The sequence below is a fragment of the Silanimonas lenta DSM 16282 genome (assembly GCF_000429065.1).
In the GTDB taxonomy this organism is placed as follows: Bacteria; Pseudomonadota; Gammaproteobacteria; order Xanthomonadales; family Xanthomonadaceae; genus Silanimonas; species Silanimonas lenta.
Genome location: NZ_AUBD01000001.1, coordinates 214,513 through 228,130 on the forward strand (window position 1 = coordinate 214,513; position 13,618 = coordinate 228,130).

13 protein-coding genes are annotated in these 13,618 nt (G+C 71.6%); 1 reads left to right on the plus strand and 12 read right to left on the minus strand.

The features are described from left to right. Window positions 1-51: 51 nt before the first annotated feature. Window positions 52-1,344, minus strand: a complete 1,293-nt coding sequence (locus tag G408_RS0100990; protein ID WP_028769568.1) for an NAD(P)/FAD-dependent oxidoreductase — start codon at window positions 1,342-1,344, stop codon at window positions 52-54. 59 nt (window positions 1,345-1,403) lie between these two features. Here G408_RS0100990 and G408_RS0100995 point away from each other — a divergent pair, with 59 nt between their 5' ends. Next, entirely contained in the window at window positions 1,404-1,802 is a 399-nt protein-coding gene (locus tag G408_RS0100995) for a hypothetical protein (protein WP_028769569.1), read from the plus strand. A gap of 31 nt (window positions 1,803-1,833) precedes the next feature. Here G408_RS0100995 and galU read toward each other — a convergent pair whose 3' ends face one another. The 11 genes from galU to pheA form a co-directional block, all read right to left on the minus strand. Further along, entirely contained in the window at window positions 1,834-2,712 is an 879-nt protein-coding gene (gene galU / locus G408_RS0101000) for a UTP--glucose-1-phosphate uridylyltransferase GalU (RefSeq protein WP_028769570.1), read from the minus strand. After that, window positions 2,709-4,607: a polysaccharide biosynthesis protein gene (locus G408_RS12480; protein WP_051282468.1), complete on the minus strand. Its 1,899-nt coding sequence runs from the start codon at window positions 4,605-4,607 to the stop codon at window positions 2,709-2,711. Before G408_RS12480 ends, galU begins: the two co-directional genes overlap by 4 nt. After that, complete coding sequence (locus tag G408_RS12485) at window positions 4,607-5,641, minus strand: MraY family glycosyltransferase (protein WP_051282469.1); 1,035 nt, start codon at window positions 5,639-5,641, stop codon at window positions 4,607-4,609. The genes G408_RS12480 and G408_RS12485 overlap by 1 nt, the downstream gene beginning before the upstream one ends. Before the next feature lie 5 nt (window positions 5,642-5,646). Continuing rightward, entirely contained in the window at window positions 5,647-6,819 is a 1,173-nt protein-coding gene (gene lapB / locus G408_RS0101015; RefSeq protein WP_037411697.1) for a lipopolysaccharide assembly protein LapB, read from the minus strand. Beyond that, entirely contained in the window at window positions 6,816-7,058 is a 243-nt protein-coding gene (locus tag G408_RS12490; RefSeq protein ID WP_037411698.1) for a lipopolysaccharide assembly protein LapA domain-containing protein, read from the minus strand. The genes lapB and G408_RS12490 overlap by 4 nt, the downstream gene beginning before the upstream one ends. Window positions 7,059-7,099: 41 nt before the next feature. Then, a complete protein-coding gene (locus G408_RS0101025; protein WP_028769572.1) occupies window positions 7,100-7,396 on the minus strand; it encodes an integration host factor subunit beta in 297 nt (98 codons plus the stop codon). A 71-nt stretch (window positions 7,397-7,467) separates the two neighbouring features. Further along, window positions 7,468-9,153, minus strand: coding sequence for a 30S ribosomal protein S1 (gene rpsA, locus G408_RS0101030; protein ID WP_028769573.1), 1,686 nt, complete (start codon window positions 9,151-9,153; stop codon window positions 7,468-7,470). Between the two features lie 170 nt (window positions 9,154-9,323). Further along, the gene (gene cmk / locus G408_RS0101035; protein WP_028769574.1) at window positions 9,324-10,010 is read right to left on the minus strand and encodes a (d)CMP kinase; all 687 of its coding nucleotides are present in this window, start codon (window positions 10,008-10,010) and stop codon (window positions 9,324-9,326) included. Between the two features lie 13 nt (window positions 10,011-10,023). After that, entirely contained in the window at window positions 10,024-11,343 is a 1,320-nt protein-coding gene (gene aroA, locus G408_RS0101040) for a 3-phosphoshikimate 1-carboxyvinyltransferase (protein ID WP_028769575.1), read from the minus strand. Then, window positions 11,340-12,494 (minus strand): histidinol-phosphate transaminase, encoded by a 1,155-nt coding sequence (gene hisC, locus G408_RS0101045; protein ID WP_028769576.1) that lies wholly within the window; start codon window positions 12,492-12,494, stop codon window positions 11,340-11,342. The genes aroA and hisC overlap by 4 nt, the downstream gene beginning before the upstream one ends. Next, window positions 12,494-13,615, minus strand: a complete 1,122-nt coding sequence (gene pheA / locus G408_RS0101050) for a prephenate dehydratase (protein WP_028769577.1) — start codon at window positions 13,613-13,615, stop codon at window positions 12,494-12,496. Before pheA ends, hisC begins: the two co-directional genes overlap by 1 nt. Window positions 13,616-13,618 lie beyond the last annotated feature (3 nt).

The window sequence follows — 13,618 nt, forward strand, 5'->3', positions numbered from 1 at the left end:
GGGCCTTTCCGTCTGCGGCCCCCTGCCCTCCGGCCGCGGGCCACCCGCCGTCTAGCCGGCAAGGCGCTCACGCCAGTCCTTCCACGCGTCCCTGGCCTGCAGCCACCAGTAGGTGGCCTGGGCGCCGAGGTAGCCCAAGGGCTTCAGCGCAGAGTCGAGGCCGAAGGGGGCGAAGTCCTGCCAGGCCGGGTCGCCCTCGGCGATGGCGGCGGCCAGCATCTCGCCCGCCACCGTGGTCGGGGCCACGCCATGGCCGCCGAAAGCCTGGGCGTACCAGAGCCCCGGCGCGAGCTGGCCGAGCTGCGGCATTTCATGGCGGGCGTAGCTCATGAGTCCCGACCAGGCGTAGTCGATGCGCACGCCGGCCAGCCCCGGAAAGACCCGGGCGAGGTCGCGGCGCAGCAGGCGTTCCACGGCGGCAGGCGGGCGGTCGCGCACCGAGATGCGCCCGCCCCAGAGCAGGCGGGTATCGGGCAGCAGGCGGTAGTAGTCGAAGGCAAACCGGGTGTCGTAGACCGCGGCCCGCGTGCGGATGAAGGCCGCGGCCTCGTCTCCGAGCGGTTCGGTGACGATGATGTAGGTGGCGATCGGCAGCACGGCCGCGTCGATGCGCGGTACGAGTCCGGCAAGGTAGCCGCCGCAGGCCAGCAGCACGTGCTCGGCTTCGACCTCCCCTTCCGGCGTGCGCACCCGCCAGCCGGCGCCCCGGCGCTCCAGCGCCAGGGCCGGGCTGTGCTCGAAGCAGCGCCCGCCTGCCTGACCGATGGCCGAGGCCAGGCCGAGGGCGTATTTCAGGGGGTGGAAGTGGAAAGCCTCGCGCTCGAAGAGCGCGCCGGAATAGCGTGTCGTACCAAGCAGGGCGGCGAGTTCCTCCCGCGGCACCGGTTCCCAGCGGGTATCGAAGTGCTCGGCAAGCAGGCAACGGCGCGCCTCGAGCACTGCCGGGTCGCGGAACCAGTTGGCCCATAGCACGCCACCTTCCACCCGGTCGCAGTCGATGGTGTACCGCCGCGTCCGCTCGCGCACCCGGGCCACGGCCTCGCGGGTGCGGCGGTAGAGGGCCCGGGCCTGCTCCGGGCCGAGCCTGGCGAGCAGGGCGGCCTCGCCCAGCGAATAGCCGGCGAAGACGAAACCGCCGTTGCGGCCCGAGGCCCCGTGGGCCACCGTCTCCGCTTCCAGCACCAGCACCTCGCGAACGCCGCGCTCGAGCAGCGAACAGGCCGTGCCCAGACCGGCGAACCCGGCGCCGACGATGCAGACCCGGGCCGCATGGCGGCCCTGCAGGCGCGGCAGGCCGGGCGGTGGCGGGAGGCTGGCGCGGTAGTAGCTGGAGGGTGCCGGCACGACGTTCCCCGGAGATCGGATCCGGCTAGGATGCCGCCTCCCCCTGCCGCCGACGAGCCATGCCGCCACGACACCGCTCCCGCCTCCTTCTCGCCTTTCTCGCCTGGGCCTGCGTGCTGGTGGGCGCAGCCTGGGCCCTGCAGTGGTGGCTGGAGGGCCGGGTCCTGTCGGGGCACCGCTCGCCGCAGGCCGCGCTGGCGCTGATGCAGCAGTGGAATCTGGCACTGCGGGCGGCTCTGGGGCTGACGGCGCTCGGGCTGGCGGCCAGCCTGCTGCGCCTGCGGGCGCGCGTCGGCGCGACGCGCCACTGGCCGCCGGGCGGCCCCTGGCCGGTTCCCCGCCCGCTCGGCGCGCAGTCCCTGCGCCGCCTGCGCGCCGGCCTGCTCGTCGCCGCGGTGGCGGCATTCGTCTTGGGCACACTGGCGCTGGGCGCGGCGCTTCACGCCCTGCCTGCCTGAGACGGCGCGCGCCGGTGCCGGGGCGCGCCGCTCAGCCTTCGGCCAGGGCCTCGCGCATCAGGGCCTTCGCGGCCTCGCGCAGGCCAGGGTCTTCGAGGGCGTAGCGCAGGGTGGCCTCGATCAGGCCGATGCGGCTGCCGCAGTCGAAGCGCCGGCCCTCGAAGCGGTGCGCCAGCACCCGATCCTCGGCGAGCAGGGCGGCAATGCCGTCGGTGAGCTGGATCTCGCCGCCTGCTCCCGGCCGGGTGTGGGCCAGCAGCTCGAAGATGCGCGGCGAGAGCACGTAGCGGCCGACCACGGCGAGCGTGCTCGGCGCATCCTCTGGCTTCGGCTTCTCGACGATGGCGCCGATCTCCGACGAGGTGCCGCCGCCGCGGGTGGCCACGATGCCGTAGCTGCGGGTCTGCTCGATCGGCACGTCCTGCACCGCGATGACGCTGGCCGACTCGCGCTCGGCCAGTTCCACGAGCTGCCGGGTCGCGCCCTTGCCGCGGTTCCAGATCAGGTCGTCGGGCAGCAGCACGGCGAAGGGCTGCTCTCCTACCACCGGCCGGGCGCAGAGCACGGCATGCCCCAGGCCCAGGGCCTCCGCCTGGGTGACGAACACCGCCCGCACATGGCGCGGCAGCACGTCGCGGATCATCGCCAGCAGCTCCGACTTGCCCGCCCGCTCCAGCTTCTGCTCGAGCTCGTAGGCCTTGTCGAAGTAGTCGGCCACCGCGTGCTTGTAGCGGTTGGTGACGAAGACCAGGGTGTCGCAGCCGGCGTCGATGGCCTCGTCCACCGCGTACTGGATCAGCGGCCGGTCGACCACCGGCAGCATCTCCTTGGGCACGGTCTTGGTGGCGGGAAGGAAGCGGGTTCCGAGGCCGGCGACCGGGAACACCGCGCAGCGCACCCGGCCCCTCACGGCGTGCGTCCTCCGCTGATCACCTGCGGCCGGAAGGAGCCGCTGCTGCGGCCCTGTGGCTGGGCGAACTCGGGGATGGCCTCGCCGACCAGGCGGCGGAGCTCGAGCTCGTCGTCGCGCTGGATGGCAAGGCGCAGGGCCTTCAGGGTTTTTTCGAACTGCAGGATGTCCACGGGGCGGGGTTCGGCCATGAAGATCTTCGGATGCTCGGTCTGGGTGTAGGGCTCGTCGGCGTGGAAGAGCTCCTCGTGCAGCTTCTCGCCGGGACGCAGGCCGGTGTACTGGATGGCGATGTCGCGGTAGGGCGCGAAGCCGGCCAGCCGGATCATCTGTTCTGCGAGCTCGCGGATGCGCACCGGCTGGCCCATGTCGAGGGTGAACACGCCCGAGGCCTCGCGCAGGGTGGTGGCCTGCAGGATCAGCTGGCAGGCCTCGGGGATGGTCATGAAGTAGCGGGTTACGTCGGGGTGGGTCACGGTCACCGGGCCGCCGCGGCGGATCTGCTCGCGGAACAGCGGCACCACGCTGCCGGCGGAATCGAGCACATTGCCGAAGCGCACCGTCACCAGCCGGGTGGCGCTGCCCTCGCAGCGCGCCAGGCAGGCCAGCTCGGCCAGCCGCTTGCTCGCCCCCAGCATGTTCGCCGGGTTCACCGCCTTGTCGGTGGAGATGAGCACCAGGGTGCCCACCCCGGCCTCCACCACCAGCCGCGCCAGTGTCTCGGTGACGAGGAAATTGTTGCGGATGGCCTCGCGCGGGTGCGCCTCCAGGAGCGGCACGTGCTTGTAGGCCGCGGCATGGAACACTTCGTCGGGCCGCCATTCGGCGAGCAGGCGGCGCAGCAGCAGCTCGTCGGCGCAGTCGCCGAGGACATACTCCGCCTCGACGGCCGGGAAGCGGGCGCGCAGATCCAGCCGCAGCTCGTGCAGGGCCACCTCCGAGCGCTCCAGCAGCACCAGCCGCGCCGCGCCGAGGCGGGCGCACTGCCGGACGAGCTCGCTGCCGATCGAGCCGCCGGCGCCGGTGACGAGGATCGTGCGCCCGGCCAGCGAGGCGCGGATCGCGGTCCAGTCGGGCACCACCGGTTCGCGGCCGAGCAGGTCCTCGATCGAGACGTCCTTGAGCCCGCCGTGCATCCACTGTTCCTGCAGCAGCTCTTCCGGGGTCGGCACGCGGCTGAAGCGCAGCTTGAGGCGCTCGCACTGGGCGGCGATCCGCCCCAGGGCCTCGCTCTGGCCCGGCGGCAGGGCGATGGCGACATGGCTCACCGCCGCCTCCTCGGCGATGCGCGGCAGCTGGTTGAGGCGCCCCAGCACCGGCAGGCCGTAGATCTTCGCCCCCTGCAGGCTGCGGTCGTCGTCGAGGAAGCCCACCACCCGGTAGCCATCGCTGCGCATCAGGTCGCGCGCCAGGCTCTCGGCCGTGGGGCCGGCACCGAGGATCAGCAGGCGCTCGCGCTGGCCGCGGGCGGAGCGCTGCGCCTGATGGTCCTTCCAGGCCCGGTAGAGCAGGCGCGGCGCGCCCAGCAGCAGCATCAGCACGAAGGGATAGGCCACGAGGGCGAGGCGCGGCACGCCCTCGGCGCGGTCCCGGAACAGGAACAGGGCGAGCGCCACCACGCCGCCGCCGAGCAGGCTGCTCATGAGGATGTTGCGCAGGTCGGGCAGGCTGGCGAATCGCCAGAGACCGCGGTAGAGCCCCATGCGCCAGAACACGGTGAGCTGCACCGCGGCGACCAGCAGGGTCTCGACGAGGAAGCCGTGCGCCGGCAGGACGGCGCCGACGGAGAGATAGCGCAGGGCGAGCAGGCCCTGCCAGGCGGCGAGCACCATCACGAGATCGTGCAGCACGACGAGGAGGCGGCTCCAGGAGAGCCTTGCCAGCCAGTGGCGCATCAGCCGCCCCCCTGCCCCGCCAGCCGGCGTCCCGTCCAGGACGACAGCCAGACCCAGGCCAGCAGGGTGAGCAGGCCCACGCCGACGGCTGCCGCGATGCCCTGCCCGGTCCCTGCCTCGATCATCGCCACCACCAGTCCATTTCCGGCCATCCACGCGGCATAGGCTGCCGCGACCGAGGCATGACTGTACCCGCTGCGCACCAGCCGCTGGTAGAGATGCCGGCGATGGGCAGTGCCCAACGGTTCACGGTCGCGGGCGCGCTGCACCAGGGTGCCGAGCACGTCGACCAGGAAGGGGGCGGCCGCGGCCAGCAGCACCCCGGCCTCGGCCGGCGTGCGGGACTGCAGCAGCAGGGCGGCCAGGGCGATGCCGAGTGCATGGCTGCCGCAGTCGCCCATGAAGACCCGGGCCCGTGGGGCGTTGAAAGGCAGGAAGCCCAGGCAGGCGGCCAGCAGCACCCCGGCCAGCAGGCCCGGCGCGGCAAGCCCCAGGGCTGCCGCCCCGAGGCCGGCGAGGGCCACGGCCGAGGCCGCGCCGGCGGCGATGCCATTGATGCCGTCCATGAAGTTCCAGACATTCATGAACAGCACGCCCAGGCCGAGACTGCCCAGCACTGCCAGCCCGGGCGGCAGGTCGAAGGGCAGCAGGGCGGCGGGCAGCGGGAAGGCGAGGGCCAGCGGCAGGGCGGCCAGGCCCTGCCCCGCCAGCTTGCGTGCCACGGGCAGCGGGCGCAGATCGTCCATCAGGCCGAGCATGGCGGCGAGCGCGATGCTGGCCAGCAGCCCGGCCCGCCGGTCGGAATCCTCGCCCAGCAGGGCAAGGCCCAGCAGCATGGCCGAGGCCATGGCCACGCCCGCACCGCGCGGCACCGGCTCGGCATGGCTGCTGCGCGCCACCGGCAGGTCGAGGATGCCGCGGCGCAGGGCCCAGCGGCGCCACAGGGCGGTACCGGCCGCGGCCAGCAGCAGCACCCCCGCGAGGCCGGCGAACCGCACGGCCCAGGGCAGCGAGGCCTCCCATCCTCCGCTCATCCGGCTTACTCCACGGCGACGTGCGGCAGGGGCTTGATGGTGGCCCACTGCTTGCAGCTCGGGCACTGCCAGTGGTGCGCCCGGGCGCCGAAGCCGCAGCCCTGGCAGCGGTAGCCGGGGCTGCGGACGATCAGCTGCTCGTTGATCTCGCGCAGGGTGAGCAGCAGGCCTCGCGGGTCTTCCCCCTCGGTGCGCAGGGCGAGTTCGATCAGGGCCGCCTCGCCGCGGATCGAGGGGCGTTCGCGCAGATGGTTGCGCAGGAAGTCGAGGGCAGCCTTCGGTCCGGCCTCCTGTTCCAGCCGGCGGCACAGGGCCAGGGCCGGCGAGACGCCGGGATAGCGTTCCACCATCTCGAGCAGGAAGCTGCGCGCCCGCGAAGGGTCGCCGGCGCGGTCGTAGGCCGCCAGCAGCGGCGCCAGCACCTCGGGCAAGAATTCGATGTCCTGCCGGGCCGCCCGCTCATAGGCGCGGATGGCCGCCAGGTCGTTGCCGGCCGCCAGCTCCAGCTGGCCTTCCAGCAGGGCCGCCCGCACCGAGTTGGCATCGGCGGCATTGGCCCGGCCGAGGTGCTCACGGGCTGCGGCCAGATCGTTCTGCAGCCGCGCCTTCTCCGCCAGCTCGCATTCGAACTGGGCGATGAGCCGGCCCATCGGCTCGCCGGTGGCCTGCTCGTAGCGGCGGGCGTGGTCGATGGCCTGCTGCCAGTCGCGCTCGGCCTGGTAGATCGACATCAGGTGGCGCAGGGCCTGGGGCGCTGCAGCGCCCAGTTTCACGAGATCGGTGAACAGGGTCTCGGCGCGGTCGAGCAGGCCGGCCCGCATGTAGTCCTCGCCGAGGGCAAGGATGGCCCGGGTCTTCTGCTCGTCACTGAGCCCGGGGCGCGAGATCACGCTCTGGTGCAGGCGGATGGCGCGGTCCACTTCGCCACGGCGGCGGAACAGGGTGCCCAGGGTGAACTGGGTTTCGAGGGTCTCGCGGTCGCGCTCGGCGATCTGCAGGAAGACCTCGATGGCCTTGTCCTGCTGTTCGTTGAGCAGGTAGTTCAGGCCCCGGAAATAGGTGGCCGAGAGCCTCGAGAGGCGGGCGCCGCCGCGCCGCTCGCTGGCCCTGCGGCCCATGAACCACCCCAGCGTCCCGACCGCGGGGACGAGCAGGAGCAGCCACCAGGCCTCGATCATCCTTCCCTCGCCTCGTCATCACCGGCGGTCGGCCGCAGCCGTGCCAGCAGGCCGGAGAGCACCATGGCAAGCCCGCCCGCGAGAGCGCCGAGCAGCAGCGTGGAGAGCAGCAGCAGGCCAAGCGGCAGTTCGAACTCGATCCACAGCAGGTCGAGCCGCACCGCGCCGCCGTTCAGGGCGACGAAGGCGATGCCGAAGGCGATGCAGGCAAGGGCGAGCAGGAGGCGGAGGAAGGGCATTCGGCCGGCGGGGTCGGGGGACGCCGGGATTATCCCCTGCTTCAGCCGGCTTCGGGAATCACGGGATTGACCCGCTCCCGCAGTTCCTTGCCGGGCTTGAAGTGCGGAACGTACTTGCCGGGCAGGTCGACCGATTCGCCGGTCTTGGGATTGCGGCCGATGCGCGGGGGGCGGTAATGCAGGGAGAAACTGCCGAAGCCGCGCACCTCGATGCGCTGGCCGGAGGCCAGGGCGTCCCCCATCATCTCGAGCAGGCTCTTCACGGCCAGCTCGACGTCCTCGGGCTTGAGGTGGGGCTGGCGCAGGGCCAGCGCTTCGATCAGTTCGGACTTGGTCATCGATCCCTTCGACGGCCACGTTCAGGGGCAGCGGCCCGGGAAGGCCCGGGCCGCCGTGGGGTGCGAGGGGCTTACTCGCGGTTGCCGAGCTGCTCGCGCAGCAGCGCGCCCAGCTTGGTGGTGCCGCTCGAGGCCTCGGCCGCCGCCTTGTTGTACTCGGCGAGGGTCTCCTGCACCTCGGCCTCGTCCTTGGCGCGGATCGAGAGCTGCAGCACGCGGCTCTTGCGGTCGGTGCCGACGATCTTGGCCTCGACGGTGTCACCCACCTTCAGGTGCTGGCTGGCGTCGTCGATGCGCTCCTTGGCGATGTCGGAGGCGCGGATGTAGCCCTCCACGCCGTCCCCCAGGTCCACCGTGGCGCCGCGGGCGTCCACTTCCTTCACCGTGCCGGAGACGATGGCGCCCTTCTGGCGCTGGGCCACGAAGGAACCGAACGGATCCTGCTCGAGCTGCTTGATGCCGAGCGAGATGCGCTCACGCTCCGGGTCCACGGCCAGCACCACGGCCTCGACGGTGTCGCCCTTCTTGAAGTTGCGGACCACGTCCTCGCCGGTGGTGTTCCAGCTGATGTCGGACAGGTGCACGAGGCCGTCGATGCCGCCTTCAAGACCGATGAAGATGCCGAAGTCGGTGATCGACTTGACCTGGCCGGAGACCTTGTCGCCCTTCTTGTGCATGGCGGCGAAGGCTTCCCACGGGTTCGGCATGCACTGCTTCATGCCGAGCGAGATGCGGCGGCGCTCGGCGTCCACGTCGAGGATCATCACCTGCACCTCGTCACCGAGCTGCACCACCTTCGACGGGTTGACGTTCTTGTTGGTCCAGTCCATCTCGGAGACGTGCACCAGGCCCTCGACGCCCGGCTCGATCTCGACGAAGGCGCCGTAGTCGGTGACGTTCGAGACCTTGCCGAACACGCGGGCGCCGTTCGGGTAGCGGCGGGTGATGTTGTCCCACGGATCCTCGCCGAGCTGCTTCAGGCCGAGCGAGACGCGGTTGCGCTCGCGGTCGAACTTCAGCACGCGCACCTGCAGCTCGTCGCCGACGTTGACGACTTCCGACGGATGGCGGACGCGCTTCCACGCCATGTCGGTGATGTGCAGCAGGCCGTCGATGCCGCCGAGGTCCACGAACGCGCCGTAGTCGGTGAGGTTCTTGACCACGCCGGTGACGATCGCGCCTTCCTGCAGGCGCTCGAGCAGCTGCTCGCGCTCCTCCGAGTGCTCCGACTCGACCACGGCGCGGCGCGACACGACCACGTTGTTGCGCTTGCGGTCGAGCTTGATGATCTTGAACTCGAGCTCCTTGCCCTCGAGGTAGACCGGGTCGCGCACCGGGCGCACGTCGACCAGCGAGCCCGGAAGGAAGGCGCGCACGTCGCGGATGTCGACGGTGAAGCCGCCCTTGACCTTGCCGCTGATGCGGCCGGTCACGGTCTCGGACTTCTCCATCGCCTCCTCGAGTTCGTCCCACACCATCGCGCGCTTGGCCTTCTCGCGCGAGAGCACGGTCTCGCCGAAGCCGTTCTCGAGCGCGTCCAGCGCCACCTTGACGGTGTCGCCGATGGACACTTCGATCTCGCCGGCGTCGTTCCGGAACTGTTCGATCGGGACGATGCCCTCGGACTTCAGGCCAGCATTGACGACGACCACGTCGTTGCGGATGTCGACGACGGTGCCGGTGACGATGGCGCCGGGCTTGAGCTTGGCGATCGCGGTCTGGCTCTGTTCAAACAGTTCGGCAAAGGATTCAGTCATTGGAGTTTCTCTGGTTGGACACCAGGCAACGCCCCGGCTTTCCGGGCACGCGCCCACCTGCTGTTGCGCCTTGCATGCGCATGGGTTGGAAACCCGCGTGGCGGAATGCCTCGCGGGGCGGATCTCCTGCGCGATCGCGCGGTGGCCGGACGGGCCGCTGGCGCAGGCCCTCAGGGCCGGCGCAGCGATGCCGGGACGATGGCCAGCACCTGCTGGACCACCTCGCCGATCGACCGGCCGGTGGAATCCAGGAAAAGCGCATCGTCTGCGGGTTTCAGGGGCGCCACCGCACGGCTGGCATCGCGCTCGTCGCGGGCCGCGATCTCGTGCAGGAGGCTGTCGAAATTAACAGAAACCCCCTTTTCCTTCAACTGCTTATGCCGGCGCCGGGCGCGCTCCTCGGCGCTGGCGGTGAGGAAGACCTTGTACGGGGCGTCGGGGAAGATCACCGTGCCCATGTCGCGGCCATCGGCCACCAGGCCGGGAAGTCTGCGGAAACTGCGCTGAAGTTCGGTCAACGCACTGCGAACCTGCGAATGGGCGGCAATCGCCGAGGCGGCCGCGCCCGCCGTTTCCATGCGCAGCTGGTGGGTGGCGTCCTTGCCGTTCACCCAGACCTTCGGCTCCCCTTCCCCGTCGCCGTCGAAGCGGATCCGGGTGCGGGCGGCGCAGGCGGCCACGGCCTCGGCGTCCGAGAGGTCGATCTGCTCCCAGGCGGCGGCGAGGCCCACGGCCCGGTACAGCGCGCCGGAGTCGAGGTAGTGCCAGCCCAGGGCTTGGGCGACGAGACGACTGACGGTGCCCTTGCCGGAACCGGAAGGGCCGTCGATGGTGAGGACGGGGATGGAGGACGGCATGCAGGATCGCAGTCTACGCGATCCGCAGCCCGAACCCGACCCCGCGCGCCAGCCCATCGAAGCCGGGGAAGGAGGTGGCGACATTCGCCACATCGCCGATCCTGACCTCGCCGGAAGCGCATTGCGCCGCCACGGCGAGGGCCATGGCGATGCGATGGTCGCCGCGGCTGTCGGCCCGGCCACCGTGCAGGCGGCCACCGCGGATCAGGGCGCCATCCGGGCGTTCCTCGATGTCGGCCCCCAGGACCCGCAGGCCCTCGGCCATCACGGCGATGCGGTCGGACTCCTTGACCCGCAGCTCGGCCGCACCGCTCACCACGGTCTCGCCCTCGGCCAGCGCGGCGGCGGCGAACAGGACCGGGAACTCGTCGATCATGTCCGGCACCAACGCCTCGGGGATGCGCGCCCCGCGCAGGGGCGCATGGCGTACCTCGAGGTCGGCCACGGGCTCCCCGCCCTGCTCGCCCGCCGGCCGCACGCGGATGTCCGCGCCCATCAGGCGCAGGGCGTCCAGCAGGCCGGTGCGGCGCGGATTCACCCCGACCCGCTCGAGCACCAGCTGCGAACCGGGCACGAGGCTGGCGGCCACCAGGAAGAAGGCCGCGGAGCTGAAATCGGCCGGCACCTCGACCTCGCCGGCGAGGAGCGGGCGACCGGGGCGGAGCGTGGCCCGCCCCGGCGCGAAGTCGATGTCGGCCCCGAAGGCGGCCAGCATGCGTTCGGTGTAATCCCGGGTGGGATGCGGCTCGCGCACGGAGGTCGGCCCCTCGGCGTAGAGGCCGGCCAGCAACAGGGCGGACTTCACCTGCGCACTGGCCACCGGGCATTCATAATCAATGCCTTGAAGAACATTCTTCGCGTGGATTCGCAAGGGGGGAAGCCCGCCCTCGGCGCTGTCGATCACCGCCCCCATGCGCGAGAGCGGTTCGATCACCCGGCGCATCGGCCGCTTCGACAGCGAGGCATCGCCCACCAGCACGCTCTCGAAGCCCTGCCCGGCCAGCAGGCCGGCGAGCAGGCGCATGCCGGTGCCGGCATTGCCGCAGTCGAGCGGGCTGCCGGCCGGTCGCAGGCCGCGCAGGCCCACGCCATGCACGAGGCGTTCGCCCCCGGCGGGGGCCTCGATGCGTACCCCGAGGCGCTGCAGGATGGCCGCGGTGGCGCGGGTGTCCTCGCCCTCGAGGAAACCGGTGATGCGGGTGCGGCCCTCGGCAATGGCGCCCAGCATCACCGCGCGGTGGGAGACCGACTTGTCGCCCGGCACCCGAACCCGACCGAGGAGCGGGCCGCCTGGCGCGGCGATCCAATCGAGGCCCGGCGCCGCCCCGCTCATGCCCCTGCCCCCGCGTGCAAGTCGGCCTCGCCCACCACGGCATCGAGGGCCGTGAGCAGGCGGGCGTTCTGCTCGAGCCGCCCCACCGTGATCCGCAAGCACTGCGGCAGGCCATAGCCGCGCATCGGCCGCACCACGATGTCGCGCGCCAGCAGGCCGCGGTCGATCGCGGCCGCGGCTTCCGGCGTGCCGAAATCCACCAGCAGGAAGTTGGTCTGCGAGGGATGTACGAACCAGCCACGGGCCTTCAGCTCGGTCGCCAGCGCCTCGCGACTCGCCGCGGTCTCGCGCAGCACATGGGCGATGTGCCGGACATCGCCGAGGGCGGCCGCCGCGGCGGCAAGGCCCAGGCTGTTGACGTTGAAGCTCTCGCGCACCCGCTCCATCACCGCGATCGCCTCGGGATGGCCGACCAGCACCCCGATCCGCAGGGCGGCGAGCCCGTGGAGCTTGGAGAACGTGCGGGTGACCAGCAGGTTCGGGTACGTGGAAAGCAGCGAAAGCGCGCTGCCACAGCCCGGCTGGTCGAGGAACTCGCCATAGGCCTCGTCCACCACCACCAGGGTGTCCGGGCCGGCGGCCTGCAGCAGGCGCTCGATGGCAGACAGCGGCAGCCAGGTGCCGGTGGGATTGTTCGGATTGGCCAGCATCACCAGGCCGTGATCGGGACGCAGGGCGGCGATCATGGCCTCGATGTCGTGGCCGCGCGGCTGCTCCGGATGCTCCGGCGGCAGGGCCTCCACCACCTCGAGCCGGGCATTCGCGGCCTGGGCGGCGAGCGGGTACACGGCAAAGCAGTAGCGCGAGACCAGCACCGGCCGCTCCGGGCCGGCGAAGACCTGGGCGAGCTGCATCAGCAGCTCGTGGGTGCCGTTGCCGAGCAGCAGGTGTTCAGCGGAAAGGCCGAAGGCCCCGGACAGGGCCTGCTTGAGAAGGCCCCCGCGCGGATCGGGGTACAGCTCGAGGCGGTCCAGTTCGCTGCGCAGGGCGGCGAGCGCGCGCGGGCTGGGGCCCCAGGCGCTCTCGTTGCCGCCGAGCTCGAGCAGGCCCTGCCCGCCGGCCCGGTTCCGCAGGGCCACGATGTCATGGCCGGGGTCGTAGCTGGCGAGGCCCCGGATGCCGGGGGCCGCGAGACGGGCGAAGCCGGCCATCAGAGCACCGCCACCGGATAGGCGCCGAGGATCTTCACCGAGGAGGCGAAGGCGCCGAGCTGGTCCAGGGCGGCACGCATCTCCGGCTGTTCCACATGGCCCGAGACATCGATGAAGAAGGCGTATTCCCAGCGCCGGGTATGGGCCGGGCGCGACTCGATGCGGTTCAGCGACAGGCCGTTCTCGGCGAAGGGCTTGAGCACGCCGAACAGGGCGCCCGGCTGGTCGTTGACGAATACCAGCAGCGAGGTGCGGTCGTGGCCGCAGGGCGGCAGCAGCTCGCGGCCCAGCACCAGGAAGCGGGTGGTGTTGTCGGCCCGGTCGTTCACCGGCCCGGCGATGGTCTTGAGGCCATAGACATGGGCCGCGCTCTCGCCGGCCAGCGCGGCCGCATCATCGGCGTTGCGGGCGCGGCGGGCGGCATCGGCATTGCTGGGGGTCGGCACCAGCTCGGCCTTCGGCAGGTTGGCGCGCAGCCAGGCCTTGCACTGTGCCAGCGACTGCGGGTGGGCGTAGACGCGCTCGATGTCCTCGATGCGGCCGGTGCGGCCCAGCAGGTACTGGTGGATGCCGAGTTCGACCTCGCCGCAGATCTTCAGCGAAGAGGTGAGGAACATGTCGAGCGTGGACTGGATGGTGCCCTGCCCCGAGTTCTCGACCGGGACCACGCCGAAGTCGGCGTTGCCGGCCTCCACTTCCTGGAACACCTCCTCGATGCTGGCGAGCGGCAGGCCTCGTGCCGAATGGCCGAAGTGCTTGTGCACCGCCTGCTGCGAGAAGGTGCCCTCGGGGCCGAGGTAGCCCACCTTGAGCGGTTCTTGCTGGGCGAGGCAGGCCGACATGATCTCGCGGAACAGGCGCACCAGCACCTCGTCGGCCAGCGGGCCCTCGTTGCGGTCGACCACCCGGCGCAGGATCTGCGCCTCGCGCTCCGGGCGGTAATAGTCGACCGCGGCCTTCAGCGGGCCTTTCGCACGCCCTACCTGCTGCGCCCAGCGGGCGCGCTCGGCAATCAGCCGCTGGATCTGCTCGTCGATGCCGTCGATGCGGGCGCGCACCGCGGCGAGATCCAGGGGAGCCGCCTCGCCGGAGGGCGGACTGGCCTGCGACTCGTCGCTCATGCC

What these genes read in the sequence shown, in the direction of transcription:
- G408_RS0100995 (WP_028769569.1), top strand. Translation starts at nt 1,404, where the DNA reads ATGCCGCCACGACACCGCTCCCGCCTCCTTCTCGCCTTTCTCGCCTGG.
- G408_RS12480 (WP_051282468.1), bottom strand. Translation starts at nt 4,607, where the DNA reads ATGCGCCACTGGCTGGCAAGGCTCTCCTGGAGCCGCCTCCTCGTCGTG.
- G408_RS12485 (WP_051282469.1), bottom strand. Translation starts at nt 5,641, where the DNA reads ATGAGCGGAGGATGGGAGGCCTCGCTGCCCTGGGCCGTGCGGTTCGCC.
- lapB (WP_037411697.1), bottom strand. Translation starts at nt 6,819, where the DNA reads ATGATCGAGGCCTGGTGGCTGCTCCTGCTCGTCCCCGCGGTCGGGACG.
- G408_RS12490 (WP_037411698.1), bottom strand. Translation starts at nt 7,058, where the DNA reads ATGCCCTTCCTCCGCCTCCTGCTCGCCCTTGCCTGCATCGCCTTCGGC.
- G408_RS0101025 (WP_028769572.1), bottom strand. Translation starts at nt 7,396, where the DNA reads ATGACCAAGTCCGAACTGATCGAAGCGCTGGCCCTGCGCCAGCCCCAC.
- rpsA (WP_028769573.1), bottom strand. Translation starts at nt 9,153, where the DNA reads ATGACTGAATCCTTTGCCGAACTGTTTGAACAGAGCCAGACCGCGATC.
- cmk (WP_028769574.1), bottom strand. Translation starts at nt 10,010, where the DNA reads ATGCCGTCCTCCATCCCCGTCCTCACCATCGACGGCCCTTCCGGTTCC.
- aroA (WP_028769575.1), bottom strand. Translation starts at nt 11,343, where the DNA reads ATGAGCGGGGCGGCGCCGGGCCTCGATTGGATCGCCGCGCCAGGCGGC.
- hisC (WP_028769576.1), bottom strand. Translation starts at nt 12,494, where the DNA reads ATGGCCGGCTTCGCCCGTCTCGCGGCCCCCGGCATCCGGGGCCTCGCC.
- pheA (WP_028769577.1), bottom strand. Translation starts at nt 13,615, where the DNA reads ATGAGCGACGAGTCGCAGGCCAGTCCGCCCTCCGGCGAGGCGGCTCCC.